Origin of the sequence: Allochromatium humboldtianum (genome assembly GCF_013385175.1) — a bacterium.
In the GTDB taxonomy this organism is placed as follows: domain Bacteria; phylum Pseudomonadota; class Gammaproteobacteria; order Chromatiales; family Chromatiaceae; genus Thermochromatium; species Thermochromatium humboldtianum.
Genome location: NZ_JABZEO010000001.1, coordinates 334,491 through 359,164, shown reverse-complemented (window position 1 = coordinate 359,164; position 24,674 = coordinate 334,491). Strand labels below are relative to the sequence as shown.

26 protein-coding genes, 2 tRNA genes and 1 riboswitch are annotated in these 24,674 nt (G+C 63.2%); of the genes, 24 read left to right on the top strand and 4 right to left on the bottom strand.

Annotation, left to right across the window (positions count from 1 at the left end):
• Nucleotides 1-42: 42 nt before the first annotated feature.
• The 15 genes from dcd (at nucleotide 43) to HW932_RS01620 (ending at nucleotide 10,848) form a co-directional block, all read left to right on the top strand.
• Entirely contained in the window at nucleotides 43-600 is a 558-nt protein-coding gene (dcd, locus tag HW932_RS01695; protein ID WP_176974765.1) for a dCTP deaminase, read from the top strand.
• Nucleotides 601-744: 144 nt separating this feature from the next.
• Complete coding sequence (locus HW932_RS01690; RefSeq protein ID WP_176974764.1) at nucleotides 745-966, top strand: hypothetical protein; 222 nt, start codon at nucleotides 745-747, stop codon at nucleotides 964-966.
• Nucleotides 966-1,307, top strand: a complete 342-nt coding sequence (locus HW932_RS01685) for a dATP/dGTP diphosphohydrolase domain-containing protein (RefSeq protein WP_176974763.1) — start codon at nucleotides 966-968, stop codon at nucleotides 1,305-1,307. Before HW932_RS01690 ends, HW932_RS01685 begins: the two co-directional genes overlap by 1 nt.
• 13 nt (nucleotides 1,308-1,320) lie before the next feature.
• The gene (locus HW932_RS22060; protein WP_176974762.1) at nucleotides 1,321-3,723 is read left to right on the top strand and encodes a DUF5906 domain-containing protein; all 2,403 of its coding nucleotides are present in this window, start codon (nucleotides 1,321-1,323) and stop codon (nucleotides 3,721-3,723) included.
• Nucleotides 3,695-3,841 (top strand): hypothetical protein, encoded by a 147-nt coding sequence (locus HW932_RS01675; RefSeq protein WP_176974761.1) that lies wholly within the window; start codon nucleotides 3,695-3,697, stop codon nucleotides 3,839-3,841. The genes HW932_RS22060 and HW932_RS01675 overlap by 29 nt, the downstream gene beginning before the upstream one ends.
• A gap of 144 nt (nucleotides 3,842-3,985) precedes the next feature.
• On the top strand, nucleotides 3,986-4,495 hold the full coding sequence (locus tag HW932_RS01670) for an antirestriction protein ArdA (protein ID WP_176974760.1): 510 nt from the start codon (nucleotides 3,986-3,988) through the stop codon (nucleotides 4,493-4,495).
• Nucleotides 4,496-4,497: 2 nt separating this feature from the next.
• Entirely contained in the window at nucleotides 4,498-5,229 is a 732-nt protein-coding gene (locus tag HW932_RS01665) for a RecB family exonuclease (protein ID WP_176974759.1), read from the top strand.
• On the top strand, nucleotides 5,229-6,605 hold the full coding sequence (locus HW932_RS01660) for an SNF2-related protein (protein WP_176974758.1): 1,377 nt from the start codon (nucleotides 5,229-5,231) through the stop codon (nucleotides 6,603-6,605). The genes HW932_RS01665 and HW932_RS01660 overlap by 1 nt, the downstream gene beginning before the upstream one ends.
• Nucleotides 6,602-6,970: a gp33 family protein gene (locus tag HW932_RS01655; RefSeq protein ID WP_176974757.1), complete on the top strand. Its 369-nt coding sequence runs from the start codon at nucleotides 6,602-6,604 to the stop codon at nucleotides 6,968-6,970. The genes HW932_RS01660 and HW932_RS01655 overlap by 4 nt, the downstream gene beginning before the upstream one ends.
• A 50-nt stretch (nucleotides 6,971-7,020) precedes the next feature.
• Nucleotides 7,021-7,683: a hypothetical protein gene (locus HW932_RS01650; RefSeq protein ID WP_176974756.1), complete on the top strand. Its 663-nt coding sequence runs from the start codon at nucleotides 7,021-7,023 to the stop codon at nucleotides 7,681-7,683.
• 60 nt (nucleotides 7,684-7,743) lie between these two features.
• Complete coding sequence (locus HW932_RS01645; protein WP_176974755.1) at nucleotides 7,744-8,121, top strand: hypothetical protein; 378 nt, start codon at nucleotides 7,744-7,746, stop codon at nucleotides 8,119-8,121.
• Entirely contained in the window at nucleotides 8,121-8,561 is a 441-nt protein-coding gene (locus tag HW932_RS01640; RefSeq protein WP_176974754.1) for a glutathione S-transferase family protein, read from the top strand. Before HW932_RS01645 ends, HW932_RS01640 begins: the two co-directional genes overlap by 1 nt.
• Before the next feature lie 238 nt (nucleotides 8,562-8,799).
• Nucleotides 8,800-9,318: a hypothetical protein gene (locus HW932_RS01630; protein ID WP_176974752.1), complete on the top strand. Its 519-nt coding sequence runs from the start codon at nucleotides 8,800-8,802 to the stop codon at nucleotides 9,316-9,318.
• The gene (locus tag HW932_RS01625; protein ID WP_176974751.1) at nucleotides 9,300-9,479 is read left to right on the top strand and encodes an excisionase; all 180 of its coding nucleotides are present in this window, start codon (nucleotides 9,300-9,302) and stop codon (nucleotides 9,477-9,479) included. Before HW932_RS01630 ends, HW932_RS01625 begins: the two co-directional genes overlap by 19 nt.
• Nucleotides 9,480-9,741: 262 nt before the next feature.
• Nucleotides 9,742-10,848, top strand: coding sequence for a tyrosine-type recombinase/integrase (locus HW932_RS01620; RefSeq protein WP_176974750.1), 1,107 nt, complete (start codon nucleotides 9,742-9,744; stop codon nucleotides 10,846-10,848).
• Between the two features lie 24 nt (nucleotides 10,849-10,872).
• On the opposite strand, the gene leuS is transcribed toward HW932_RS01620, so the two are convergent.
• The gene (leuS, locus tag HW932_RS01615; RefSeq protein WP_176974749.1) at nucleotides 10,873-13,428 is read right to left on the bottom strand and encodes a leucine--tRNA ligase; all 2,556 of its coding nucleotides are present in this window, start codon (nucleotides 13,426-13,428) and stop codon (nucleotides 10,873-10,875) included.
• Nucleotides 13,429-13,594: 166 nt separating this feature from the next.
• On the opposite strand from leuS, the gene HW932_RS01610 reads away from it, so the two are divergent.
• The 7 genes from HW932_RS01610 (at nucleotide 13,595) to HW932_RS01580 (ending at nucleotide 19,918) form a co-directional block, all read left to right on the top strand.
• Nucleotides 13,595-14,125 carry a zinc ribbon-containing protein gene (locus HW932_RS01610; protein ID WP_176974748.1) on the top strand — a complete coding sequence of 177 codons (531 nt, stop codon included), beginning with the start codon at nucleotides 13,595-13,597 and terminating at the stop codon, nucleotides 14,123-14,125.
• Nucleotides 14,126-14,235: 110 nt separating this feature from the next.
• A riboswitch (glycine riboswitch) is annotated at nucleotides 14,236-14,326 on the top strand.
• Nucleotides 14,327-14,518: 192 nt separating this feature from the next.
• On the top strand, nucleotides 14,519-15,613 hold the full coding sequence (gene gcvT, locus HW932_RS01605) for a glycine cleavage system aminomethyltransferase GcvT (protein ID WP_176974747.1): 1,095 nt from the start codon (nucleotides 14,519-14,521) through the stop codon (nucleotides 15,611-15,613).
• Between the two features lie 33 nt (nucleotides 15,614-15,646).
• Entirely contained in the window at nucleotides 15,647-16,039 is a 393-nt protein-coding gene (gcvH, locus tag HW932_RS01600) for a glycine cleavage system protein GcvH (RefSeq protein ID WP_176974746.1), read from the top strand.
• A gap of 48 nt (nucleotides 16,040-16,087) precedes the next feature.
• Nucleotides 16,088-17,467: an aminomethyl-transferring glycine dehydrogenase subunit GcvPA gene (gene gcvPA / locus HW932_RS01595; protein ID WP_176974745.1), complete on the top strand. Its 1,380-nt coding sequence runs from the start codon at nucleotides 16,088-16,090 to the stop codon at nucleotides 17,465-17,467.
• A 57-nt stretch (nucleotides 17,468-17,524) separates the two neighbouring features.
• Entirely contained in the window at nucleotides 17,525-18,022 is a 498-nt protein-coding gene (tpx, locus tag HW932_RS01590) for a thiol peroxidase (RefSeq protein WP_176974744.1), read from the top strand.
• Nucleotides 18,023-18,084: 62 nt separating this feature from the next.
• Entirely contained in the window at nucleotides 18,085-19,554 is a 1,470-nt protein-coding gene (gcvPB, locus tag HW932_RS01585) for an aminomethyl-transferring glycine dehydrogenase subunit GcvPB (protein WP_176974743.1), read from the top strand.
• The gene (locus tag HW932_RS01580) at nucleotides 19,547-19,918 is read left to right on the top strand and encodes a diacylglycerol kinase (protein ID WP_176974742.1); all 372 of its coding nucleotides are present in this window, start codon (nucleotides 19,547-19,549) and stop codon (nucleotides 19,916-19,918) included. Before gcvPB ends, HW932_RS01580 begins: the two co-directional genes overlap by 8 nt.
• Before the next feature lie 6 nt (nucleotides 19,919-19,924).
• On the opposite strand, the gene htpX is transcribed toward HW932_RS01580, so the two are convergent.
• On the bottom strand, nucleotides 19,925-20,809 hold the full coding sequence (gene htpX, locus HW932_RS01575) for a protease HtpX (RefSeq protein WP_176974741.1): 885 nt from the start codon (nucleotides 20,807-20,809) through the stop codon (nucleotides 19,925-19,927).
• Nucleotides 20,810-20,990: 181 nt separating this feature from the next.
• Here htpX and HW932_RS01570 point away from each other — a divergent pair.
• Both HW932_RS01570 and HW932_RS01565 read left to right on the top strand, forming a co-directional pair.
• Nucleotides 20,991-21,066, top strand: a tRNA-Ala gene (locus HW932_RS01570).
• 58 nt (nucleotides 21,067-21,124) lie between these two features.
• Nucleotides 21,125-21,200, top strand: a tRNA-Glu gene (locus HW932_RS01565).
• A 338-nt stretch (nucleotides 21,201-21,538) separates the two neighbouring features.
• On the opposite strand, the gene HW932_RS01560 is transcribed toward HW932_RS01565, so the two are convergent.
• Both HW932_RS01560 and HW932_RS01555 read right to left on the bottom strand, forming a co-directional pair.
• A complete protein-coding gene (locus HW932_RS01560; RefSeq protein WP_246296598.1) occupies nucleotides 21,539-22,759 on the bottom strand; it encodes an AI-2E family transporter in 1,221 nt (406 codons plus the stop codon).
• Nucleotides 22,760-22,797: 38 nt separating this feature from the next.
• Nucleotides 22,798-24,576 (bottom strand): AAA family ATPase, encoded by a 1,779-nt coding sequence (locus HW932_RS01555; RefSeq protein WP_176974740.1) that lies wholly within the window; start codon nucleotides 24,574-24,576, stop codon nucleotides 22,798-22,800.
• Between the last annotated feature and the right edge of the window lie 98 nt (nucleotides 24,577-24,674).

Genomic DNA, 24,674 nt, shown 5'->3' with positions numbered 1-24,674 from the left:
TCCATTGGTAGGCTGATCGCCCGCCTACCTTTGGAGTGCTTCATGCTGCTGTCTCACACCGAGCTGCTCGATCTCGTCGATCAGCGCGTCATCCAGAACACCACCCATGACAACGTCAACGGCGCCTCCATCGACGTGCGTCTTGGCGCCACGCTCCTGATCGAGCGCCTGTACCCAAGCGACCAGCGCCCAATCGTCAATCTTGCCGCCCGCGAGTCCCCTGTGCTCATCCCCAAGCCGCTCGACCTCTACAACGGCTGGGTACTCGAGCCCGGTGACTTCGTACTCGCCGCCACCGTCGAGACCTTCCACCTCCCTAACGACCTCTGCTGCGAGTTCAAGCTCAAGTCCAGCGTCGCGCGCTCCGGCATCGAGCACTCGCTGGCCGGTTGGGGCGACCCCGGCTGGAGCGACGCCACCCTGACCCTGGAGCTCAGAAACACGCTCCAGCACCAGGCGCTGCGCCTGGAACCCGGCATGAAGATCGGCCAGGTCATCTTCTGGCGTCTCAACACCCCGGTCCCCGACAACGCCTCGTACTCAAAGCGCGGTCAATACAATGGGCAAAAACTCCCGCAACCCAGCAAGGGCATCCGCTGACCCTGAGCGTGAACTGCGTCGACTCCGCCGCGATAACGAACAGCTACGCGCCCGTTTGAGCTGTGCGATCGACAAAGAAATCACCCTCCTTGATCGGCTGATTCAGTACAAGCAGACCCTCAAAAAACACGGATTGGAGGTTCCATGACCGCCCTCGCCACCCACGCTAAAACCCGCGCGCCCTATCGAATCATTGCCCACGCTGTCGACTGCACCAATGCCCGCGACGGGACGCCGGTCATCATCTACTGCAACTACGACGGCGAGCTCTTCGTCCGCGAAGCCCGTGAGTTCCACGAGAAATTCACGACCATCGACGAAGCGAACTCCACCCGCGACTGGCCCGACGCGCTGGAGGTTTGCTGATGTCCCTGGAATGCAACACCCCAACCGCCGAAACCGACCCGCATGGCCGCGACCCCCACGCGCCAGGCGCCAAGCTCGACGCGCACAAGCCCCGTACCGGACTCGTGCTGCTCGGGTTCAACCGTGCCCTGACCGAGGTCGCGCGCGTCGGTACCTTCGGCGCGAACAAGTACACCGACCACGGCTGGCTCTCGGTTCCCAACGGACGCGAGCGCTACACCGACGCGCTCCTGCGCCACCTGCTCACCGACGAGTCCCACGATCCCGACTCAGGACTCTTGCACGCGGCGCACGCTGCCTGGAATGCACTCGCCAGACTTGAGCTCCAGCTTCGCCAATAACGGGAGAGCCCTCGTGTTCATCGATTTTCTCTACGCCCAAGGTCCGATCACCAAGGAGTACCGCGCGGATGCCTTCGGTGTGCAGGAAATCCCTTACCCGATGATCAAGGACTTCCGCAGCGATCGGCGTCCCGTCCCCGATATCGACGCCTTCTTTGCGGAAGTCCAACGCGCCGCCGACCAGCAAGGCGTCCTCCTCAAGGGACTCCTCGATCGGCCGCTCAACAACGAGTCGCGTGCGGGTCACACCAACCCGCACTCACCGACCCAGTGGATCTGCCTGGACTTCGACTTCTCCGAAGGCTTCGAGTCGGTCGACCATGCGCTCAACGCCCTCGACCCGGCGCTGAGCCATGTGTCCTACGTCTTCCAGCACAGCGCCTCGGCGGGGATCACCCGTCCCGAGGGCTTGCGCGGGCATGTCTTCATCCTGCTCGACAAGCCCGTGCTGCCCAGCATCATCAAGGAATGGACGAAGTCCCGGAACCTCACCGTCCCAGGGCTCAAAGACCAGCTCAGCCTCACCGCCAACGGGCTCAGCCTCAAGTACCCGCTCGATGTCACCACCAACCAGAACGACAAGCTGCTCTACATCGCGCCGCCCATCGTTCACGGGCTGGAAGATCCGCTCGCCGGTCGCCGGATTCGGCTGGTCACCAAGACCCACGCCGTCGCTTCGCTCAAGTTCCACGTCGACGCCGCCGCCACCGGCGCGCGCATCACCGAACACGTCAACGCGCTACGCAAAGCGGCCGGGCTTCGCAAGCGCACGGCGCGCACCAAGTTCGTCAACGACTACGAGATCCTGACCAACCCCGAACGGGCGCTCGTCACCGGGGTTCAGGAAGCTCGCGGCTTCGTCTATCTCAACCTCAACCACGGCGACTCCTGGGCGTACTACTTCCCCAAGGACAACCCCGAGATCCTGCGCAACTTCAAGGACGAGCCCTTCGTCCGGCTCAAGGACATCGCCCCCGATGTCTATGCGCAGTACACCCGAAGCGCCTCGGCCCAAGATCCGAGCTCCGGCACCACGCTTCCGCTCGTCTTCCGCGATCGGGAGACCGACACCTACTTCACCGCGGCCTATGACACCGAGGCCAACACCATCGAGCTTTGGCCGGTCAGCAACGTCCAGAAGTGTCAGCACTACATGGCCCAGCGGGGCGCCGAAGCCCCCGAGATCATTGAGGACTGGGACGTTCGATTCGATCCGACCGACCCGCGCGTCATCGACGTCGATGAGCGCTGGGTCAACGTCTTCAAACCCACGCGCTACCTCACGGAGAACTATGACCCCGTTGACGACATCCCGCCGACCATCGACCGCGTGCTCAACTCCCTGCTCTCAGAGCCGGACGCCAAGCAGCATTTCCTGAACTGGCTGGCCTTCATCTTCCAGTACCGCGAGAAAACCCAGACCGCTTGGGTCTTCTTCGGCACCACGGGCACCGGCAAGGGTTTGCTGTTCGAGCGCATTTTGCGGCCCCTTTTCGGGGACGAGTATGTTGTGCCCGTGCTCACGCCCAATATCGAGGAGCACTACAACGGCTACCTGGAGAAGGCGCTCATCAACTGGCTGGATGAGTTCAAACTCTCCGAAAGCGCGCACTCCGACAAGATCATGGACAAGCTCAAGAACATGATCACGGAAACCCGTACCTCAATTCGCAAAATGCGAGCCAATGCGGTCACGCGCAAGCTCTACAACAACGTCATCATCGCCACCAATCACAATGACCCGCTCCCGATCGAATCCAATGACCGACGATTCAATGTCGCGCCACCTCAACGCCGGGCACTGCTGATCTCAGTCGATGAGGTCGAGCGCATTGACTCCGAGCTCGATGACTTTGCCGCGTTCCTCGCCAACTATCGTGTCGACCGGCAAGCCGTCACTCGACCCCTTGAAAACCAGCACCGCAAAGACGTCATCCGCCATGCGCAGAACAGCAGTCACGCCTTCTTCCATGCCCTCAAGATCGGCGATCTCGACTACTTCCTGCAATTCATCGATGGCGACTCCAAGACCCGCCAGGGGCTCCCGGATCTCGCCTACAAGGAATACTTCTCGATCGTCAGTGATTGGGCCAAGTCCCCGGAACCGATCGATCGCATTCCCCGTGATGACCTGAACAAACTCTACAACTACCTCCAGGGCAAGAACTTCTCACCCGCGAAGTTCACCCGGATGCTGACCATCCACGACCTCGAAGTGAAACCGGCCCGCTTCAACGGCCAGCTCATGAGAGGACTGATCCTCGAAAAACCACTCATCAGCACGCAGAGAAACTATGAACCAAGTAGCCACGCAAACATCGTCCGACTCGGAGATTCTCGACCCAGACCGGGCGTCGCTGCTGACCATAGCCTCGCTCGATGCGCTGATGACGATGCTCAAGAATCCGGGACTTGACCCCCGCTGCGATGATCTCGGGGAGCTCGCCGCCCGGCATGTGCGCCGGGTCTTCGAGCTCACCCACAGCGCTCAGCCCTACGACGACGACCCGCACGCCCCGGCCATCTACCACTGAACGATACGGCATCGCCCAGCGGGAGGTGGCGTCAATAACGCCCGCCGTCCAAGCCGTAGCACTCCAGCTTCATGCACCTCCGCACGGTGATTGGACCGAATGGCGCACGTCACGCGCCGTCCCACACTACTCCGGTACACCGCCATGACACCACGCATCTACGTCGCCTCGCTCTCCGATTACAACAACGGCGTCCTCCACGGCACCTGGATCGATGCCGATCAGGACGCTGACATGATCCAGGACGAGATCAACGACATGCTGGCCGAATCCCCCACGGCCGAGAAATACGGCGAGCCTGCCGAGGAATGGGCAATCCATGACTACGAAGGCTTCCCCAGTCTCCACGAATACGAATCCATCGCAACCGTCGCCGCCTATGGACAAGCGCTCGAAGAGCACGGCGACGCCATGCGCGCGTTCCTCGGAATCTACGAAGGTGATGCCGACGACCTCGTCGACAGCTTCCAAGACCGCTACCGGGGCCAATACAACTCGCACGAAGACTTCGTCTACGACTACCTCGAAGAGACCGGGATGTGGGCTGAAATCCCCGAATGGGCGCAGCCCTACTTCGACTGCGAGCACTATTGGAACGGCGACCTGCGCTTCTCGGTCACCGAAATCGACGGCCACTACTTCTGGGACAACTGACCATGACGCCTGCGCAATTCCCTGAGTCCGAATGCCTCAAGACCTGCTCCTTCTCCGCGCTCAAGCTCTATGAGCAGTGCCCCTATGCCGCACACCTGAAATACATCCGCCGCCTGCCCACGCCTGAGCCCCTGGAATCGAGCCCGTTGATCCGGGGACAGCGCGTTCACGAGTACGCCGAGAACTACATCCGCGGCACCACAGAGACCCTGCACAAGAGCCTGGAGCAACTCAGCCAGCGCTTTGAACTCCTGCGCGAGTTCTATGGCGAGGGCAAAGTCCTGGTCGAGGAAGAATGGGCGCTGACACGAGAACTGGAGCCGTGCGCCTGGAACGCCGACACCGTCTGGCTGCGCTGCAAGGCCGACGCCGTGATCCTGCACGACCCGCTCACCGCCACCGTCATCGACTTCAAGACCGGGCGGCGCTTCGGCAACGAGATCAAGCACAACCAGCAAGCCCAGCTCTACGCGGCGCTAGCGTTCTTCCTGTTCCCGTCGCTCACCGACATCACCACTCAGCTCTGGTACACCGACGAGAAAGGGCTTGTGGCCGAGAAGCACATCCAGCGCATCAAGGGTCAGGAGCTTTTCAACAAGTTCATCGACAAGTTCCGCGCCATGACCAGCGCCACGCGCTTCCCGCCGCGTCCTAACGTCATGAACTGCAAGTGGTGCGACTACGGAACCCAGAAAGGCACCGGAGACTGCACCTTCGCCGTGGAGCCCCTGTAATGTTCGGAATCCCCATTCCCCCGCCCTACGAACACCAGCGCGCCACCACCGACTTCATCCTGGACAAGCGCCGGGTGTTCGTGGCCTCAGACCCTGGGACCGGCAAGACCCGTGCTGTGCTCGAAGCGCTGAGCGCTTGGCGCCGGGCGCCTGGTGCTGGTACCGCGCTCATCCTGGCCCCGAAATCCATCCTGGAAGCCGCCTGGGGCGCTGACTGCAAGCGCTTCACCCCAGAACTGCGCTACTCCGTGGCCTACGCCCATAACCGCGTCAAGGCGTTCCAGCGCGAAGCCGACATCTACCTGACCAATCACGATGCCGCGTCCTGGCTGCTCAAGAACATCGATCTGCTCAAGGAGGCCGACATCAAAGCCGTGATCGTCGACGAGTCGACCGCCTTCAAACACCACACCAGCGCCCGGAGCAAAGCGCTGCGCAAGCTGATCGAGGCGCTCGACCCCGAGATCCGCCTGATGATGACGGGCACCCCGAACACCAACGACCCGCTCCACATCTGGCACCAGATCCTGCTGATCGACGACGGCGAGCGCCTGGGCCGCAGCTACTTCAAATTCCGGCAGGCGCTCTGCACCCCGGTGCCGATCGGCCGCACCAGCCACTTCAACTGGGAGCCCAAGCCGGAAGCCAACGAGGTGATCGCCGACATGATCGACGACATCACCATCCGCTACCGCTTCGAGGACTGCATCGACATCCCGCCCAACGTCGAGCACACCGTCCCCTACCAGCTCACGCCGACCGTGCGCGACGCCTACGAGGCCCTGCGCAAGGACGCGATCCTGGAGCTGGAGACCGGCACCGTGACCGCGATCAACGCCGCCGTGCTCCACAACAAGCTCATGCAGGCCAGCGCTGGAGCGGTCTATTACGAGTCCGACCAGGCGCATTACCTCGACCAGGACCGCTACGAACTCGTCCGCGAACTCATCGAGCAGCGCCAGCAATGTGTCGTGGCCTTCTGGTGGGCGCACCAGCGCAACCAGCTCAAGCACACCCTCGACACCGCCAAGATCCCCTACGCCGTGATCGACGGCTCGGTCAACGACGCCGAGCGCTTGCACGCCGCTGAACGCTTCAACGCCGGAGAGATCCGAGTGATCCTCGCGCACCCGCAATCCGCCGCCCACGGCCTGACGCTGACAGCCGGAACCACGACCATCTGGCCGAGTCCGATCGCCAACGCGGAACTCTACCTGCAATTCAACCGGCGCATTTACCGCGCGGGGCAGACGAAGAAAACGGAGACCCTCGTCGTCATTGCCGACGACACCATCGAACAGGCGACGTTCCTGCGCTGCCAGGATCGACTCGCTGCCCAACAATCCATCCTCGAAATGCTCAAGGAGTCCCTATGACCCTCGGCCAACTCATCGACGACCTCAAGATCCGTCGTGATCAAATTCGCATTCTTCAGAAAACCATCGACGCCGCCAAGGAGGAATACGAGCACCTGGAACGCGACATTATGACCAAGCTCAACGAGCAAGGGCTGACCAATTCACGTTCAAATCTGGCGATTGCCACCATCACTGAACAAACCGTGGCGAACGTGAATGATTGGGATGCCTTCATGGACTACGTCTTCACGAACGACGCCCGACATCTGCTTCAGCGCCGAATTGCCTCCCGCGCAGCCCTCGAAGAAATTGAAGACAATGGCGAAGCGATCCCCGGACTCGCCCTGACCAAGCTCACCAAACTTGGTCTTCGTTCCCTCTAACTCCCCGTCACTCCCCATGAACATACTCAACACACAGAGACCTGTTATCCATGAGCACTGCACTGGCTACTATCAAAGAACGCATCAAAGCCGAACTCGAAACCGCCAAGAAGTCTTTCGAGGTTCCGGCCCGCCCGAAAATCAGCCTCCAGAACAAGAAATTCACGCTGCCCAACGGCATCGCCAGTGCCCAGCCGATCAACGTCGTCATCGTCGACTGGCGCAACACCCGCACCCTCTACACCGGTCCGTTCAACCCCAACAACCCGCAGACACCGAAGTGCTTCGCCATCGCCAAAGCACTCACTGACCTCGCGCCTCACGAGCAGTGCCTAGACCCGCAAGCGGCCTCTTGCGCCGAGTGCCCGCACGACCAGTGGGGCTCAGACCCCGCTGGCGGCAAAGGCAAAGCCTGCAAGAATTCCGTGCGCCTGGCCGTCGTCCCAGCCTCGACGCTGGATGGGGAGAGCGCCCAGATGTACGCGCTGGATATCCCGCGCACGAGCATCCGCAACTGGGAAAGCCTCGTCTCACGCCTGAGCGACAACGGCCAGCTACCGATCGAGTACATCGTGGAGATCGCCTTCAGCGCCGATGCCGCGTACCCGACGCTGGTGTTCAACGAAAGCACCCAGCACGAGCAGCTCGAACAACTCTGGCCGCTCTATGAGCAAGCCCAGCATTTCCTCAAAGTCCACCCGTCCGAGCGCTAATAGGATCAAGGGTCTAGCGCCCTAAACAGCCCCACGCGCCTGGACAGTACCCTATTGGCCATGCGCGAATCCACGTTTACAGCTAAAATCCACGAGCTACTTCCAAAGCACGTTCACGCTTGGAAGATCAGCGACCGCTTCCACGCCGGAGTACCAGACGCCTGGTACTCCGGACCCACTGGAGATGTCTGGATCGAATACAAGTTCTACCAGACGCTCCCCAACCGGTTCACGCCCAAGCTCTCGCCCGCCCAAAAGCGATGGCTCCGTGACCGTTATCACGAAGGACGCCGTGTTCTGGTCATCGTTGGTGACCAAAAGCACGCTGTCATCCTGGAAAACCTAGACTGGGAGCACCCTGTCACACCAACCCAGCGCCTGACCCATAAAGAGACGGCGGCTTGGATTGCCACTTCCCTAACCACTTCGGTTGAGTAATGACTACCGCGATTATCATCAAGCATGGCACTAGCTATGAGCGTACCGTATTGCGCGCAATAGCCACTGCCAAACAAATCAACACCGAATTGATTGGTACTGAGGATTCAGAGCCGATTGAAATTCACGCGCGCGACATTCTGATACGCGGCTTCAATCCCTGCGTCCTCTACCTGGAGAACAAATACCCTTACCCGAACCTCCTCTTCGGAGAACCTGAAAGCCAAGCGGCCATGCTGATGCTCCTGAACGAGCTCAAAGAGCCGGCTCAGGAAAAATTCACACCGCTAATAGACCTTATCGACCAAGCCAAGGACGCCAACCCATTCATGCTGGGAACTCAGCTCAGCCTCGTTGACATTGCCGCCTCCCCATATTGGAAGGTAATGCCAGCCAATTACAAACAGACGCTAACCAAAGCCTTACATCTGCGCCCATGAACCGACCGCTTCCTGGCCTGTGGTACGAAGCCGCCCGCAAACGCTGGCGTGTGCGGCTCTATAAGAATCGACACCTCTATCATCTCTCTTACCATGCGGACTATCACGAAGCGCTCAATACCTTGCACGATGCACGCAGAAAACGGCCCAAAGCCATCATGAACACCGCCCCGTTTGCCGACAAGCCACCCACAACGCGCAACCTCATCACCGGACTTCGACAATCCCTGAACAAGCGATGAGCAGCCTGTACCAACCACTTCAGATCAAGACGCTCGAAGTCTGTGGTCTTGCGCACGCGCTTCGCGCCATGCGCAACCCGATGATGAGTCACGAACGCGCTTCCCCAGACGCGGATCTGAAGCTCGCGGCTAAGCTCGTGCGCGCCGGAGATGAGCACGCCAAAGCCATCCGTGGCGTCATCGCTTACTTCGAGCTCCAGATGCAGATCGGCTGGATGGTCGAATGGGACACCTACCGCGTCGGCGTTGAAGTGCTGTCCACCAGCAGCACCATGCACACGGATCTGAAAGGGATGAAAGGCATTGAGCTGGCCGAAGCCAAGCAAGCCAATCTCCCCAACGTGGTCTACACGCAGACAGCGATGGCTTCGTACCAGGCGCTACGCCGGATCTACTTCCAGCGGAGACACCACCGCCACCCGGATTGGCAGTGCTTCTGCCGCTGGATCGAATCGCTACCCAACTTTCACTACCTGATTGTCCCGGAGACAAGCGAATGGCCGATCAACTCCTAACGATACCCGAGTGGATCAACCGCACCTACGCCGAGAATTCGCGCCCGGCGCTTCGCACTGTGCGCCAGTGGATTCGTAACGGGCTGCTCGCCGCCGAGCGCCACGGCCGCACCTACTACCTGAAGCCGGACACCTTGCCGAGGCAGCCGTACCGGATCTGATCCCTCAATGGGTATTCCACCGACATAACCACCAATGGGGAGGCTGACAACCTCCCCATTTCTTTGCCTACCTCCACAACTACGAGGCACTCATGACCGATGACACCGAGCAGAGTGCGCACCGCAGACGTGCCGCTCCCCGCTTCTGAGCAACAAGCGCTTTCGCTACATCAAAGAACCCGTGACCTTGCAATAACCTTCCCTCGCCCACCGCGCGCGGATAGCCATGCACTAACCGCTCCTCTGCTCTCCCGGAAAACCCATGCGCCCTCGCAACCCTGCCAACCGAGCCCTACCCGTCAATCTCTACAAGAACGGACGCTACTACCAGTACCGGCACCCGCAGACAGGGCGCTACCACGGCATGGGCACGGATCGCGCCGCCGCCATCCGCGCCGCGCACCAGCTCAACGCCCAGCTCATCGAGCCTATCTCGCTGACCGAGCGCGTGCTCGGCACCAAGCGCCAGGCGCCAAGCACTGAGCCAACGCTCCTGTTCTCCGACTGGCTCGACACCTACGCCACCCTGCTCGATGAGCGCGGTTTATCCTCACTCTCCCGCTACAACCGCCAACGGCAAGTTGAGCGCATCCGCGCCGCGCTCGGAGCCCTAGACCTGAGCACCATCACCACGCGCCGCATCGCCGAGTTTCTCGACGCCCAGACTCCGCGCCAAGCCAATGCCTACCGCTCTGTCCTCAATGACTGTTTCAACGAAGCCATCGCCAAAGGGCACATCACTACCAATCCAGTCACTGTGACCAAAAACAAGCGAGTGGCTACTCAGCGCCAACGCCTGACGCTGGAAGATTTCCAGCGCATCCATGCCGCCAGCCCGATTCACTTGCAGAACGCTCTTGACCTCGGGCTCATCACCTTGCAACGGCGCGAAGACCTGGTGTCCTTATCCTGGTCTGATCTCCGCGACGGTGTGCTCGAACTGCAACAGCATAAGACCGGCACCCGCCTGCGCATCACCGTCACCAAGCCCCTGGCCCGCGTACTCGACACCTGCCGCTCGAACCTCGACTCTCCGTGGATAATCCACTACCGTCGCGGCAGCCCACACACTCGTGCAGGTGACCCGATCGCAAAGCAGCAGCTCTCCTCTATGTTCCGAGCCGTGCGCGACTCTCTCGGGCTCTACGCGGAGCTCCCGATCCGGCAGCGACCCTCCTTCCACGAGATCCGGTCGCTCGGCGCTCGGCTCTACGAAGCGCGTGGCATGGACCCGCAAACGCTCCTCGGACACAAGAGCCGACAGATGACTGAGGTTTATCTGGACAGCCGCCGCGAGGAGTGGTTGGTGGCCTCTCCTGCGGTCGACATTTTGGAAAACTTTCGGGAAAGTTTTGACAAGCCTAGCTAACCGATTGATCTACTTACCGGCTGCTCAAACGACCAGATTGAGCAGCTTGCCCGGCACCAGGATCGCCTTGCGGATCGGTTTGCCGTCGATGAACTTGGCGATCGGCTCGCTGGCCAGCGCGGCGGCCTGGACCGTCGCCTGATCGGCGTCGGCGGGTACCTTGACGCTGCCGCGTACCTTGCCGTTGACCTGGACCACGTAGTCGAGGCTGTCCTGCTTGAGTGCGTCCTCGTCGACCCGAGGCCAGTCGGCGTTCAGGATGTCCTCACCGAAACCCAGCTCGCGCCACAGATGATGGGTCACATGGGGCGCGATGGGCGCGAGCAGCCGCAGCACGATGCCGACGCCCTCGCGGATCACCGCCGCCCGCGCGGTCGAGGACTCCAGCCGGTAGAGTGTGTTGACCATGGTCATGCAACCCGAGACCACGGTGTTGAACTGCTGGCGTTCATAGTCGTAGAGCGCCTTCTTGAGCGCGCCGTGGATCTCGCGGCGGGCGGTCTGGGCCGGTTCGTCCAGATCTACCAACGTGGACGCGGCACGGATCGCCTCGGCTTCACTGACCGCCAAGGCCCACAGCCGACGGATGAAGCGGAATGCCCCCTCGACCCCTTCGTCGTTCCATTCGAGCGACTGATCCGGCGGCGAGGTGAACATGGTGTAGAGCCGCACTGTGTCGGCGCCGTAGCGCTCGGTCAACGCCTGCGGATCGACGCCGTTGTTCTTGGACTTGGACATCTTCTCGATGCCGCCGAACCGTACCGGCTGACCGTCGGACTTGAGCCGGCCGCCGATCAGCTTGCCCTTCTCGTCGCGCTCGACCTCGACGTCCGCCGGGTTGAACCACTGCTTGCGGCCCTCGGCGTCCTCGCGATACCAGGTCTCGGCGACCACCATGCCCTGAGTGAGCAGATTGGTGAAGGGCTCGTCACAGTCGACCAGCCCCTCGTCGCGCATCAGCTTGTGGAAGAAGCGCGCATAGAGCAGATGCAGGATGGCGTGCTCGATGCCGCCGATGTACTGATCGACCGGCAGCCAGTATTTGGCGCGCTCGTCGAGCATGGCCGTGTCGCAGTCGGGCGAGCAGTAGCGCGCGTAATACCAGCTCGACTCGAAGAAGGTGTCGAAGGTGTCGGTCTCGCGTGTCTCGCCGCCGGCGAGCTGGTAGAACTCGGGCATCTTCTTGAGCGGTGAGCCGGAACCGTCGACGACGACATCCTCGGGCAGCCGCACCGGCAGCTCGGTCTCGGGACGGATGCCGCTGTCAGCCGTCTGCACCATCGGGATCGGACAGCCCCAGTAGCGCTGACGCGACACGCCCCAGTCGCGCAGCCGGAAGTTGATGGTCTTCTCGCCCTTGCCGTGCTCGGCGAGCCAGTCGGCGATGGCGTCGAAGGCTTGCTCTGACGTCAGGCCATCGAAGGGACCGGAATCGAAGAGCACGCCCTTCTCGGTGTAGGCCGCCTGCTCGATGCCGCACGGGCTGCCGTCGGTCGAGCGGATGACGGCTTTCCTGGTGATGCCGTAACGCTCGGCGAACTCCCAGTCGCGCTGATCGTGCGCCGGCACGGCCATCACCGCGCCCGTGCCATAGCCCATGAGCACGAAGTTGGCGGCATAGATGGGCACGGCCTCGCCGGTGATCGGATGGATGGCGTCGAGACCGAGCGGATGGCCCTTCTTCTCCATCGTTTCCAGTTCGGCCTCAGTGGTGCCGCCTTTGCGACACTCATCGATGAAGGCCGCAAGCGACGGATTGTTCTCTGCCGCGCGGTGCGCGAGCGGATGCTCGGCGGCCACCGCGACATAGGTCACGCCCATGACGGTATCGGGTCGCGTGGTGTAGATGCCGAGCGTCTCGTCGGAGCCGGCCACGCCGAACTCCATGTGCACGCCCTCGGAGCGACCGATCCAGTTGCGCTGCATCGTGCGCACGCGCTCCGGCCAGCCGTCCAGCCCGTCGAGCGCGTCCAGCAGTTCCTGTGCGTAATCGGTGATGCGCACCGACCACTGTTCGATCTCGCGCTTCTCGACCAGCGCGCCCGAGCGCCAGCCGCGTCCGTCGATGACCTGCTCGTTGGCCAGCACCGTCTGATCGATGGGATCCCAGTTGACCGTCGCCTTGGCGCGATAGGCCAGCCCTTTCTCGACCATGCGCGTGAACAGCCACTGCTCCCAGCGGTAGTAATCCGGGTCACAGGTCGCCAGTTCGCGCTCCCAGTCGTAGCCGAAGCCCAGGCTCTTGAGCTGGCCCTTCATGTATTCGATGTTGGAGCGCGTCCACTGCGAGGGCGGGATGCCGTGCTGGATGGCCGCGTTCTCGGCCGGCAGACCGAAGGCGTCCCAGCCCATCGGCTGGAGCACGTTCTTGCCGAGCATGCGCTGATAGCGCGCGATCACGTCCCCGATGGTGTAGTTGCGCACGTGCCCCATGTGCAGCCGACCCGAGGGATAGGGGAACATGGAGAGACAGTAGAACTTCTCGCGGGACGGATCCTCGACGGCCTTGAAGGATCGATGGTCTTCCCAATAGCCTTGGGCCGCCGCCTCGATGGCGCGCGGATCATAGTCGGTCTGCATGGGTGCTGATGGTCCTGACGAAGAGGGTGAAGGTTCGAAGCCAAAGGTTGGAATCGCCGGGACGCCCAGCGCCCCGCGGATTCGATCGCGCAAGGATACCGCATGGGCTTTTGCTATCCTAATTCCGAGCACGTCAACATTCCCCAAGCCAACGAAGAGCGACGCCATGAGCGAAGAACACAAGCACGACACCACCGACAAGCTGGTCGACGCCTATGAGCGCATGCTCAAGCAGACCCACGAGGCGATCGAGAAGGCGCAGCAGGAATCGGCCCCCCTGTTTCGCGAGATCGTCGACAAGACGCGCGAGCGCATGGTCGAGCTCGGCGAGCTGACGCGCGAGGAGGCCGAGAAGGTTTCGGACTACGTCAAGCGCGACATCGAGGACGCAGCCAAGTACATCGCCGACACCGGGCAGGACATCCGCGACTGGTGGCGCTTCGATCTGGAGCTGATGGAAAAGCGCATGCTCGACATGTTCAAGCTGGTCGCCGACCAGACCAGCCTGCAACTGGCCCAGTGGGCCGAGACCGCGCGTCAGATGAGCCTCTATCAGGCCGGCGAGATCACCGGCCCAGGCACCCTGGTCTGCGACCAGTGCGGCGCCGAGACCCATTTCGTCAAGGCCGGACGCATCCCGCCCTGCGCCGACTGCGGCAATACCCGGTTTCGCCGCCGCACCGAGGACAAGAGCTGACGGCGCGCGCGGCCTTGAGTGACGCTGACCGGACCCGCTCCGCCAGGGCGAATCGCCTCGCGGGACGACTGGTAATCCGGCCGGCTCGCGCTTATAGTGCCGGCTTCGTGTCATGTCCCGTGGGAGAGACCGGCCGCCCGGCCGGCGCCGAAGGCGCAACACCGCCCGGAATCGCTCAGGCAGAAGGACCGCGGGAATAACGACCGACTCTGGAGAGCGGCGCGGATCGAAATCCGCGCCCACCGACGGGGCCGCCCGGATGTCACACATCCGCGCGCAAACTCTCAGGTCTAGGACAGAGGGGCGACGAGCGGGGATCACACATTCTCGCCGTTGTCGTGTTGCCTGTGCCGTCTGGCCAAGGCAGCCCCTGCATTCCACGAGGAGAGCCGTATGGCCCTGCGTACCCCACTCTATGCCGAGCATGCGCGTCTTGGCGCGCGGCTCGTGCCCTTCGGCGGCTGGGACATGCCGCTGCACTATGGCTCCCAGATCGAGGAACACGACGCCGTGCGCGAGCACGCCGGGATGTTCGACGTCTCGCACATGTGCCCGGTCGACATCGAGGGACCGGACGCCCAAGCCTTTCTGCGCCGCCTGCTCGCCAACGACGTCGCCAAACTCAAGACCGTCGGCAAGGCGCTCTATTCCTGCATGCTCAACGACTCGGGCGGCGTGGTCGACGATCTCATCGTCTATCTGCGCGGTCCGGCCGGGCACTATCGGCTGGTGGTCAACGCCGGCACGGCCGACAAGGATCTGAGCTGGCTGGAGAGCCATCGCACCGGCTTCGACGTCGAGATCCGCCGCCGCGACGATCTGGCCATGATCGCGGTGCAAGGCCCTCAGGCGCGTGAGCTGACCGCGACCTGTCTGCCGCGCGAAATGGCCGACTCCGCCCTGGAACTGGCGCTCTTCCACGCCACCGAATGCGGCGGCTGGTTCATCGCCCGCACCGGCTATACCGGCGAGGACGGCTTCGAAATCCTGCTGCCCGCCGATCATGCCGTCGATCTCTGGTCGGTGCTGCTGGACGCCGGTGTCCGGCCCTGCGGTCTGGGCGCGCGCGACACCCTGCGTCTGGAGGCCGGAATGAATCTCTATGGCCAGGACATGGGCGAGGACGTCGGCCCGCTCGAATCCGGCCTGGAGTGGACCATCGCCTGGGAGCCGGCCGAACGTGAGTTCATCGGCCGCGCCGCGCTGGACGAGTTGCGCGCGAGTCCCGAGCGGCGCGAATTCGTCGGTCTGCTGCTGACCGGGCGCGGCGTGATCCGCGCTCACCAGACCGTGCTCAGCAACGGGCGCGAAGTCGGCGAAATCACCTCCGGCGGCTTCTCGCCGACACTGCAACGCTCGATCGCGCTGGCGCGCGTGGCGCCCGGCCTCGGCGAAACCTGCGAGGTCGAGATCCGTGGCAAGCCCGTACCGGCGCGGATCGTCAAGCCGCCGTTCGTCCGGCATGGCCGCATTCTGATCGAACCCTGAACCTGATCCATCCTGCATTCGAGGACGTCTTCCATGAGCAACCTGCCCGCTGACCTGAAATACACCAAGACCCACGAATGGGTGCGCGACAACGGCGACGGCACCGTCACCGTCGGCATCACCGACCACGCTCAGGACGCGCTCGGCGACATCGTGTTCGTCGAGGCGCCCGAGAGCGGTCGCACCGTCGCCGCCGAGGACGCCTGCGCCGTGGTCGAGTCGGTCAAGGCCGCCTCCGACATCTACTCGCCCATCGCCGGCGAGATCGTCGAGGGCAACGCGGCGCTGGCCGACACGCCGGACGCCATCAACACCAGCCCCTACGGGGACGGCTGGATCTTCCGTCTGACCCCGGCCGACATGGGCGCGCTCGATGGTCTGCTGGATGCCGCCGCTTACGAGCAGGTCGTCGCCGACGAGTCCTGATCCCGGCCCCAACCGCCCTCAGCGTCCAACCCAAGCGGTCGAACTCGCATGCCTTTCATTCCTCACACGCCAGACGACATCGCCGCGATGCTCGCGACCATCGGGGTCGACTCCATCGAGGCCCTCTTCGACGAGATCCCGCCGGAACTGCGCGTCGGCGCGCAGGCGCTCGACGCCATTCCGGAGACGCTCTCGGAAATGGAGATCACGCGCCTGATGCAGTCGCGCGCGTGCGCCGACGGTCAGCCGCTGTGCTTCATCGGCGCCGGCGCCTATGAGCATCACATCCCGGCTGCCGTCTGGCAGATCGCCACTCGCGGCGAGTTCTACAGCGCCTATACGCCCTATCAGGCCGAGGCCAGCCAGGGCACGCTCCAGTTGCTCTATGAGTTCCAGTCGATGATGACGGCGCTCACCGGGCTGGACGTCTCCAATGCCTCGCTCTACGACGGTGCCTCGGCGCTGGCCGAAGCGGTGCTGATGGCGGTGCGCGCCAATCGTCAGACCAAGTCACAGCGCGTCCTGGTGCCGCGCGCGCTGCATCCGGCCTATCGGCGCACGCTGCGCGCGATCGTCGAGCCGCAGGGCATCGAACTGGTGGAGGTGGATTTCGACGCGCGCGGCGGACACACGCCGGTCGAGCGGCTGGAGGCGGCGGCCGGTGACGAGGAGTGCGCCGCCGTCGTCATCAATCAGCCAAACTTCTTCGGTATCCTGGAAACCGTCGATGAACTGACCGACTGGGCGCACGCTCACAAGGCGTTGGCGATCGCCGTGGTCAATCCGGTCGCACTCGCCCTGCTCTCCCCTCCCGGCGAGTGGGGTGCGAAGGGCGCCGACATCGCCTGTGGCGAGGCCCAGCCGCTGGGGATGCCGCTGTCCTCGGGCGGTCCCTATGCCGGTTTCCTGTGCTGCAAGCAGGAGCATGTGCGCCAGCTCCCCGGCCGCATCGTCGGACGCACCCTGGATCTGGACGGCAAGCCCGGCTTCACGCTCACGCTCCAGGCGCGCGAGCAGCACATCCGGCGCGGCAAGGCGACCTCTAACATCTGCACCAACCAGGGACTGCTGGTGACGGCGGCGACCATCCACATGGCTTTGCTGGGGGCCGAGGGACTGGAGCGGGTGGCGGCGAGCTGTCATGCCAACACGCGCCGGCTGGGCGAGTTGCTCGGCGCCATCTCCGGAGTCGAGCCGCTGTTCGAGCGTCCGGTCTTCCATGAGCTGGCGCTGCGTCTGCCGGCACCGACGGCCGATCTGCTGCGTTCGCTGGCCGCCGAGGATATTCTGGGCGGCTTCGATCTCGGGCCGGACTATCCGGAACTCGCCCCGGCGCTGCTGGTCTGCGCGACCGAAGTGCGTACCGAGGACGAACTGCGCCGCTATGCCGATACCCTGGCACGGCTCATCGCCACGCCGGCCAACTGAGATTTTGGCCAACCGCCACGACAGACGACCTCATCCACACACCTGGAGACCCAAGAGATGGCTCAAACCGCACTGCAAGGCAATCCCGTCACCCTCAGCGGCGAACTGCCGGCCGTCGGCAGCGTTGCGCCCGACTTCCAGCTCGTCGACAAGGATCTGGCCGATCGCTCGCTGGCCGATTTCGCCGGTAAGAAGAAACTGCTCAACATCGTCCCGAGCCTGGACACCCCGGTCTGCGCGACCTCGACCAAGACGTTCAACGCCGCCATGGCGGCCAAGTCCGATGCCGTGGCCCTGGTCGTCTCGGCCGATCTGCCCTTCGCCATGGGGCGCTTCTGCGGCGCCGAAGGCATCGACAACGTCATCGGTCTGTCCATGATGCGCTCGCGTCACTTCGCCAAGGACTATGGCGTCCTGATCGAGGACGGCCCGCTGGCCGGCATCACCGCGCGTGCGGTCGTGGTGCTCGACGCCGACAACACGGTGGTCTACACCCAGCTCGTCCCCGAGATCACCGAAGAACCCGATTACGAGGCCGCTCTGGCCGCCCTCTGAGTCCCGTCCGTCCCCCGAGCACCTCGGGGGACTCACCCCAGCCCATTCAAGATCGCCTCGCCATGCTGATCCAAGAGCAATCCAGAACCGGCCGCCGCGCCACGGCGCAAGCGCCACTCCAGGCACCCGAGGTCGCCGACATCCCCGAGGGACTGCGCCGCCGCGCCCGGCCCGCGTTGCCGGAGGTCTCCGAGATGCAGGCGGTGCGCCACTACACGCGGCTGTCGCAGCAGAACTTCTCGATCGACACCCATTTCTATCCCCTGGGTTCCTGTACCATGAAGTACAACCCCAGGGCCTGTAACAGCCTGGCGATGCTGCCCGGCTTCCTGGGGCGTCATCCGCTGGCGCCGGCCAGCCACGGTCAGGGCATCCTGGCCTGTCTGTTCGAGCTGCAAGAGATCCTCAAGGCCGTGACCGGCATGCACGCCGTCTCGCTCGCGCCCTCGGCCGGCGCGCAGGGCGAGTTCGCCGGCGTGGCCATGATCCGCGCCTATCATCAGGCGCGCGGCGATCACGCCCGCACCGAGATCCTGGTCCCGGACGCCGCGCACGGCACCAACCCGGCCTCGGCGGTGATGTGCGGCTTCAAGGTGCGCGAGATCCCGACCGGTCCCGATGGCGACGTCGACCTCGACGCCCTGCGCGCGGCGGTCGGCCCGCAGACGGCCGGCATCATGCTCACCAACCCGAGCACGGTCGGCGTCTTCGATCGCAACATCCAGGCGATCGCCCAGGCGGTGCACGAGGCCGGCGGTCTGCTCTATTACGATGGAGCCAACCTCAACGCCATCCTCGGCCAGGTGCGCCCCGGCGACATGGGCTTCGACGTCATCCACATGAACCTGCACAAGACCTTCTCGACCCCGCACGGCGGCGGCGGTCCAGGCGCGGGTCCGGTGGGCGTCTCCAAGCGTCTGGAGCCCTATCTGCCGGTGCCGCTGGTCGCATGCGAGGGCGAGGAATACCGCTGGCTGACCGAATCCGACCGCCCCGAGAGCATCGGCCGACTGACGGCCTTCGGCGGCAACATGGGCATCCTGCTGCGCGCCTATGTCTATGCGCGGCTGATCGGACGCGAGGGCATGGGTCGGGTGGCCGAGTTCGCCACGCTCAACGCCAACTATCTGCTGGCGCGGCTCCAGGAAGCCGGATTCGAGGCCGCCTATCCCGAGCGCCGCGCCAGTCATGAGTTCATCGTCACCCTCAAGCGCGAAGCGCGCGAGTTCGGCGTGAACACCATGGATTTCGCCAAGCGGTTGCTCGACTACGGCTATCACGCCCCGACCACCTATTTCCCGCTGCTGGTGCCCGAGTGTCTGCTGATCGAGCCGACCGAGACTGAGAGCAAGGAGGACTTGGACGGCTTCGTCGCGGCCATGACCGCCATTCGGAGTGAGGCGCAGGAGAACCCCGAACTGGTCAAGGGCGCGCCGCACAGTCTGCCGGTGCGCCGACTCGACGACGTGCGCGCGGCACGCCAGTTGGATCTGGCCTGGACGCCGAGTGCCAGCGAGGGTGCGCATGGCTAACCACAATGTGCGGGGGTGGCGGCGCGTGGTGCGCGCCTTCGGCTATTCGATGAAGGGATTTCGGGCCTGCTTCGAGTTGGAGGAGGCGTTTCGGCAGGAGATCTTTCTGCTGATCCCGCTCATCCCGCTCGGGATCTGGCTCGGTGAGTCGCCGGTCGAGCGCGCGATGCTGGTCGGGAGTCTGCTGATCGTGCCGATCGTCGAGCTGCTCAACTCGGCCATCGAGGCCAATGTCGACCGGGTCGGTCTGGAACGTCACGAACTCTCCGGGCGCGCCAAGGACATCGCCTCGGCGGCCGTCTTCTCCAGCATCGCGTTCTGTCTGGTCATCTGGGCGCTGATCCTGCTGCCCAAGTGGCTGTGAGGCCGATCAGGACGACTGTTCCAGCGCCGCGATGCGCTTCTCCAGCGGCGGATGGCTGCGGAAGAGCGCCATGAAGCCCCCGCCGATCCGGCCCGAGACGCCGAAGGCCGCAAACTCGCCGGACGGCAGGTCTTGCGGCTCATGCACGCGCTGGAGCGCCCGCAGCGCTCCAGCCATCTGACGCCGGCTGGTTAGGCTCGCCCCGCCGGCATCGGCCCGATACTCGCGATAGCGCGAGAACCACATCACGATCATGGTCGCCAGCACCGAGAGCATCAACTCGGCGACGATCGAGGCCACGAAGTACCCCACCCCATAGCCCTGCTCGTTCTTCAGGATCACGCGGTCGACCACATGGCCGACGATGCGCGAGAGGAAGACGACGAAGGTATTGACCACGCCCTGGATGAGCGCCAGCGTCACCATGTCGCCATTGGCCACATGGCTGATCTCATGGCCGATGACGGCCTCGACCTCGTCTTCGCGCATGTGATGCAGCAGACCCGTGCTGACGGCCACCAGGGCGTCATTGCGATTCCAGCCGGTGGCGAAGGCGTTGGGATCGGGCGACTCGAAGATCCCGACCTCGGGCATGCCGATACCGGCCTGCTCGGCCTGACGCGCGACCGTCTCCATCAGCCATTGTTCGAGCCGGTTGGACGGCTGCTCGATGACATGGACGCCCATGCCGCGCTTGGCCATGGTCTTGGACAGGAACAGCGAGATCAGCGAGCCGCTGAAACCGATGATGGCCGCCATGATCAGGAGCGCGCTCATGTCGATGCCGCCGCTCTCCAGCAGCAGGCTATCGATCCCGAGCAGGCGGAAGACGATGCTGATGACGATCAGCACCGCGACATTGGTGGTCAGGAACAATAGGATACGCATCATGTCGAGTTCAACCTCTCAAACAACCCTTTGAAAAACCAGTGTTTTGGAACGAAGAAAACTGTGGGGCACAGTCAGGCGATACACTGACACCCGAGATGGGGACAGAGTTCGAACAAAAAAATGTAAAAAAGTGCTGGACAAGCTCCGAGGGCATCTATATCATTTGCGGTCTCAGGTCACTGGGGCCATAGCTCAGCTGGGAGAGCGCAACACTGGCAGTGTTGAGGTCGGCGGTTCGATCCCGCCTGGCTCCACCAAATTCAAAAGGTTCGGCGATCCTGTCCAGTTCGTCGAATCAGCTAGAAAAAAGTCACTGTCCCCATCGTCTAGTGGCCTAGGACACCGCCCTTTCACGGCGGTAACCGGGGTTCGAACCCCCGTGGGGACGCCAACTATAAAAAGGGCTTGGATGAAAATCCAAGCCCTTTTTTGCGTGGGCATGTACTTCGCCGTCTGGCGGCTCCAGGCAAGGCATCCGTTGCATCTCGCTAAAGGCTTCGGATTCGATCGCCCTCGGGTCTGATCAGATAGGTCTCGGCCGTCCGAGTCGGCACAGGCCAAGTCTCGACCTGTTGGTACACAGCATTCGTCCGAGAGAGGATGGCCGGCGATCACCGCTGGAGGCTGGCGCCGAGCGGGTTCGGCGATTGTGCGCCGCCTGAATGGCCACGCGTTTCGCACCCGGTCCCTCCAACCACGCTCGACCGCGCTCCAAGCCGACTTGGAGTGCTAGGGTTCTGCTGGACGCTCCTTGCCAGACTGATTCGAAACCTGTTCAGGATCGGTCGATGATTGACTCGACAACTCCAAATCCAGCTCTAACTCGCCTGCCTGATCACCGTGCTCATCCGCCTCGTCGAGTCCGCTCGGCGTGACCGGCTCGACCAGCGCCTCGTCGACTTCGGGCAGCACATCGGCGAACTCGACGCCATAGATCTCCCAGATCGAGATCAGGAGCGAGGCGATCACCGGCCCGATGAACAGTCCCGGCAGACCGAACATGACCAGACCGCCGAGCGTGCTGAAGAAGATCATCAGCTCGTGCATCTGGGTGTCTTTGCCGACCAGGATCGGGCGCAGCAGGTTGTCCAGACTGCCGACGATCAGACCGCAGAAGAGCGCGAGCAGCACACCCGTCAGCACCGACCCCTGGACGATGAGGATGATCACCGCCGGAACCCAGACCAGTGCGGTGCCGACGTTGGGGATGATCGACAGGATCGCCATCAGCGTGCCCCAGAAGACGGCATTGTCGATCCCGGCGACGGCGAAGGCGATCCCCGCCAAACCGCCCTGCAGGACGCCGATGAGAAACGACCCCTTGAGGGTGGCGCGCGTCACCGAGGTGAACTTGTCGAGCATCAGGCGCTCGTCGCGCGTCTGGAGCGGCAGATAGTAGAGCAGCTTGAGGATGAACTTCGGTCCGTCCATCAGCAGGAAGAACAGGCTGTAGAGCAAGACGAAGGTCAGGAAGACGAAGTTGACGGTCTTGAGCGTCACCGACGACACCCAGTCGACCAGCAACTTGCTGACCAGGGTCGCCGCCTGCCCGGCCTGTTCCAGTATCAGGCCGCGATGCTCGATGACCTCGTCATAGAAGGGCAGATGCTGGAGTGCGGCCAGGAAGTCGGTCGGATCCTCGATCACGCCCCGGACCCAGATCGAGATCAGCTCACTGACATCCAGCGCCTGACCGATCAGAATCGTGATCAGGAACACTGACGGGATCAGCACCATGACGGCGATCAGCAGCAGCGTCAGGAGCGAGGCGATCGACTCGCTACAGCCGAGCCGGGCTTGCAGTCGCAGATAGAGCGGACGCGCCAGAGCGCTGAAGATCCCGGCGAGCAGGAGCGTCATCAGGAACGGCTGGATCATGGCGAGGAAGAGCGCCGAGATCGCGAGCGTCATCAGGATGACGGTGGCTTTGGTCAAGGTGTCCTGGGTCATTGGGAAGCGTACTCGCTAACACTTGTTCTACGGTGGATTCAAAGTGTCGAAGCACGCCACACCAACCGCTCGACGCCCAAGGCGACCACGGCAAAGGCGTGCAGCTTCCGAAGTCCATACCGTGCCTTCAAGGTGTCCCCATAGACACGCGCCTGGGCTTCGGCCTCGTCGAGCTTCTTGACCACGGGCGCCAGTTCAGCGAGCGCCTCACGCGACCGTTCGCGCACCTGCTCGCCACTCAGCGCCAGTTCCTTCAGGCTCAGATACTTGAACTCCAGCAGCAGATCCAGCACCTCGAAACGGCGCTTGTCGGGGCGCACGATCAGCGCCAGATCGACATACCCGCGCTCGGTCTCCAGTTCCGACACCGCCATGTAGAGCCGATCGTCAAACAGCAGGGTCAGAAAGGCGAACTTGACCAGCAGCTCATTGGTCCAGCGATAGTCGCGGCTCGAGAGCACCCGGAAATAACGCTGCTCGATCAGTTCAGCCAGCGGGGTCAGGTCGCCGTGCTGACCGAGCGCGCGCACGGCATCCGGTCGCTCGCGTGCACCATCGGTCAGCGGCAGCCAGCGCTCGCGCAGCCGCTCGACATAGAGCCCGCGCGCCACCAGATTGGGGATGCGCAGACGGCATTCATCGAAGGGCGTCAGACCCGCCAGCGTCAGAATGCCGAAGAAATAGAGCAAAGACGCCATGAACGGCTGATCCTTCACCGCCGCCAGCACATCGGCCACCCCGAAGCGCTGCACCAGTTCCGGCACCAGCACCCGATCCTCGCCGCTCAACGCCTCGACCAGCAGCTCCTCGCCACCCGGCAACTGCGCGATATAGACCAGCTTGTTGCGGTCCATCGCCAGATTCTCGTCCAGCATCCGGCGCGGATACTGGCCCTGTTGTTCCAGCGACTTGAGAAAATAGAGGCTCAGGGTCGGGTTGTAGAGGCTCTCCGAAGCTCCCTCGCTGAAACGATAGCCGTTGTAGAAGGTGCGCATGGTCGCCAGCGCTTCATCCGCCGACCAGTCGCTGCCCTCCCCCGCCAGTTGCCGTAGCACGTCCGTGACCTCGGACTCGGTGAAGCCGCACAGATCATTGAACTGAGGCAGGAGATAGATGTCTTCGCCGACGTTGTAGCCGCTCGTCATGTCGCTGAGCACGATGGGCGAAACGCCGGTGATGAAGACGCGGTCCAGCCCCAGACCGCCCGCCGCCGCCTTGACCGCCTTGAACACGCTCTTAAACAGCCCCTCGCCCTGCAACAGCGTCTGGTAACGGTCTTGACTGCCGGGACGATCCGCCATCAACACCTCATTGGCGAAGTTGTCATACTCGTCGATCAACAGATAGAGCTTGTGCGGGGTTTGGGAAAGGAGGCTCAGCGCCGATTCCCAGGAGGAGAGCGCGTTGTCGGGATGAATGGCGATCGGCTCAGGCAGTCGGTCGCGATAGCGCCGCTCGAAGTCGCGGAGACGATCATTGATGTGCTGATGCACGGCCGCTTCGATGTCGGCGATCTCGCCATAGGCCGGGATCAGCGAGAAATCCCATTTGAGTACAAAATACTGATTGTGCAGCGGCGTGGGATTCCGCCCGACGGCCAGCGCCCCGAACAGCGCCTCGAACCGAGCAGCGCGGTTGAGATCGTAATAGTGCTCCAGCATCGACAACAGCAGGCTTTTGCCGAAGCGGCGCGGGCGCAGGAAGATCAACTGCCGCCCGGTGGCCTCCAGGTCGGCGAGCCGATCGGTGCGATCCTGATACCAGTACCCGCCCTCGATCAGGGTGCCGAAATCGCTCAGACCATAGGGAAATCGCATACCGGAAGCCTCCACGCGCCTTGAATGTTCGACACTATAGCCGATGGCGCGCCGAGGCGAGTCGCCGGCCACGAAACATCCAGCTTCGCGACCGGCAA

What these genes read in the sequence shown, in the direction of transcription:
- tpx (WP_176974744.1), top strand. Translation starts at nt 17,525, where the DNA reads ATGGCTCAAACCGCACTGCAAGGCAATCCCGTCACCCTCAGCGGCGAA.
- gcvT (WP_176974747.1), top strand. Translation starts at nt 14,519, where the DNA reads ATGGCCCTGCGTACCCCACTCTATGCCGAGCATGCGCGTCTTGGCGCG.
- HW932_RS01670 (WP_176974760.1), top strand. Translation starts at nt 3,986, where the DNA reads ATGACACCACGCATCTACGTCGCCTCGCTCTCCGATTACAACAACGGC.
- gcvH (WP_176974746.1), top strand. Translation starts at nt 15,647, where the DNA reads ATGAGCAACCTGCCCGCTGACCTGAAATACACCAAGACCCACGAATGG.
- HW932_RS01660 (WP_176974758.1), top strand. Translation starts at nt 5,229, where the DNA reads ATGTTCGGAATCCCCATTCCCCCGCCCTACGAACACCAGCGCGCCACC.
- HW932_RS01665 (WP_176974759.1), top strand. Translation starts at nt 4,498, where the DNA reads ATGACGCCTGCGCAATTCCCTGAGTCCGAATGCCTCAAGACCTGCTCC.
- HW932_RS01650 (WP_176974756.1), top strand. Translation starts at nt 7,021, where the DNA reads ATGAGCACTGCACTGGCTACTATCAAAGAACGCATCAAAGCCGAACTC.
- HW932_RS01630 (WP_176974752.1), top strand. Translation starts at nt 8,800, where the DNA reads ATGAGCAGCCTGTACCAACCACTTCAGATCAAGACGCTCGAAGTCTGT.
- HW932_RS01685 (WP_176974763.1), top strand. Translation starts at nt 966, where the DNA reads ATGTCCCTGGAATGCAACACCCCAACCGCCGAAACCGACCCGCATGGC.
- HW932_RS01655 (WP_176974757.1), top strand. Translation starts at nt 6,602, where the DNA reads ATGACCCTCGGCCAACTCATCGACGACCTCAAGATCCGTCGTGATCAA.
- HW932_RS01640 (WP_176974754.1), top strand. Translation starts at nt 8,121, where the DNA reads ATGACTACCGCGATTATCATCAAGCATGGCACTAGCTATGAGCGTACC.
- htpX (WP_176974741.1), bottom strand. Translation starts at nt 20,809, where the DNA reads ATGATGCGTATCCTATTGTTCCTGACCACCAATGTCGCGGTGCTGATC.
- gcvPA (WP_176974745.1), top strand. Translation starts at nt 16,088, where the DNA reads ATGCCTTTCATTCCTCACACGCCAGACGACATCGCCGCGATGCTCGCG.
- HW932_RS01625 (WP_176974751.1), top strand. Translation starts at nt 9,300, where the DNA reads ATGGCCGATCAACTCCTAACGATACCCGAGTGGATCAACCGCACCTAC.
- HW932_RS01690 (WP_176974764.1), top strand. Translation starts at nt 745, where the DNA reads ATGACCGCCCTCGCCACCCACGCTAAAACCCGCGCGCCCTATCGAATC.
- HW932_RS01675 (WP_176974761.1), top strand. Translation starts at nt 3,695, where the DNA reads ATGACGATGCTCAAGAATCCGGGACTTGACCCCCGCTGCGATGATCTC.
- dcd (WP_176974765.1), top strand. Translation starts at nt 43, where the DNA reads ATGCTGCTGTCTCACACCGAGCTGCTCGATCTCGTCGATCAGCGCGTC.
- HW932_RS01560 (WP_246296598.1), bottom strand. Translation starts at nt 22,759, where the DNA reads ATGACCCAGGACACCTTGACCAAAGCCACCGTCATCCTGATGACGCTC.
- HW932_RS01580 (WP_176974742.1), top strand. Translation starts at nt 19,547, where the DNA reads ATGGCTAACCACAATGTGCGGGGGTGGCGGCGCGTGGTGCGCGCCTTC.
- HW932_RS01645 (WP_176974755.1), top strand. Translation starts at nt 7,744, where the DNA reads ATGCGCGAATCCACGTTTACAGCTAAAATCCACGAGCTACTTCCAAAG.
- HW932_RS01610 (WP_176974748.1), top strand. Translation starts at nt 13,595, where the DNA reads ATGAGCGAAGAACACAAGCACGACACCACCGACAAGCTGGTCGACGCC.
- HW932_RS01620 (WP_176974750.1), top strand. Translation starts at nt 9,742, where the DNA reads ATGCGCCCTCGCAACCCTGCCAACCGAGCCCTACCCGTCAATCTCTAC.
- leuS (WP_176974749.1), bottom strand. Translation starts at nt 13,428, where the DNA reads ATGCAGACCGACTATGATCCGCGCGCCATCGAGGCGGCGGCCCAAGGC.
- HW932_RS01555 (WP_176974740.1), bottom strand. Translation starts at nt 24,576, where the DNA reads ATGCGATTTCCCTATGGTCTGAGCGATTTCGGCACCCTGATCGAGGGC.
- gcvPB (WP_176974743.1), top strand. Translation starts at nt 18,085, where the DNA reads ATGCTGATCCAAGAGCAATCCAGAACCGGCCGCCGCGCCACGGCGCAA.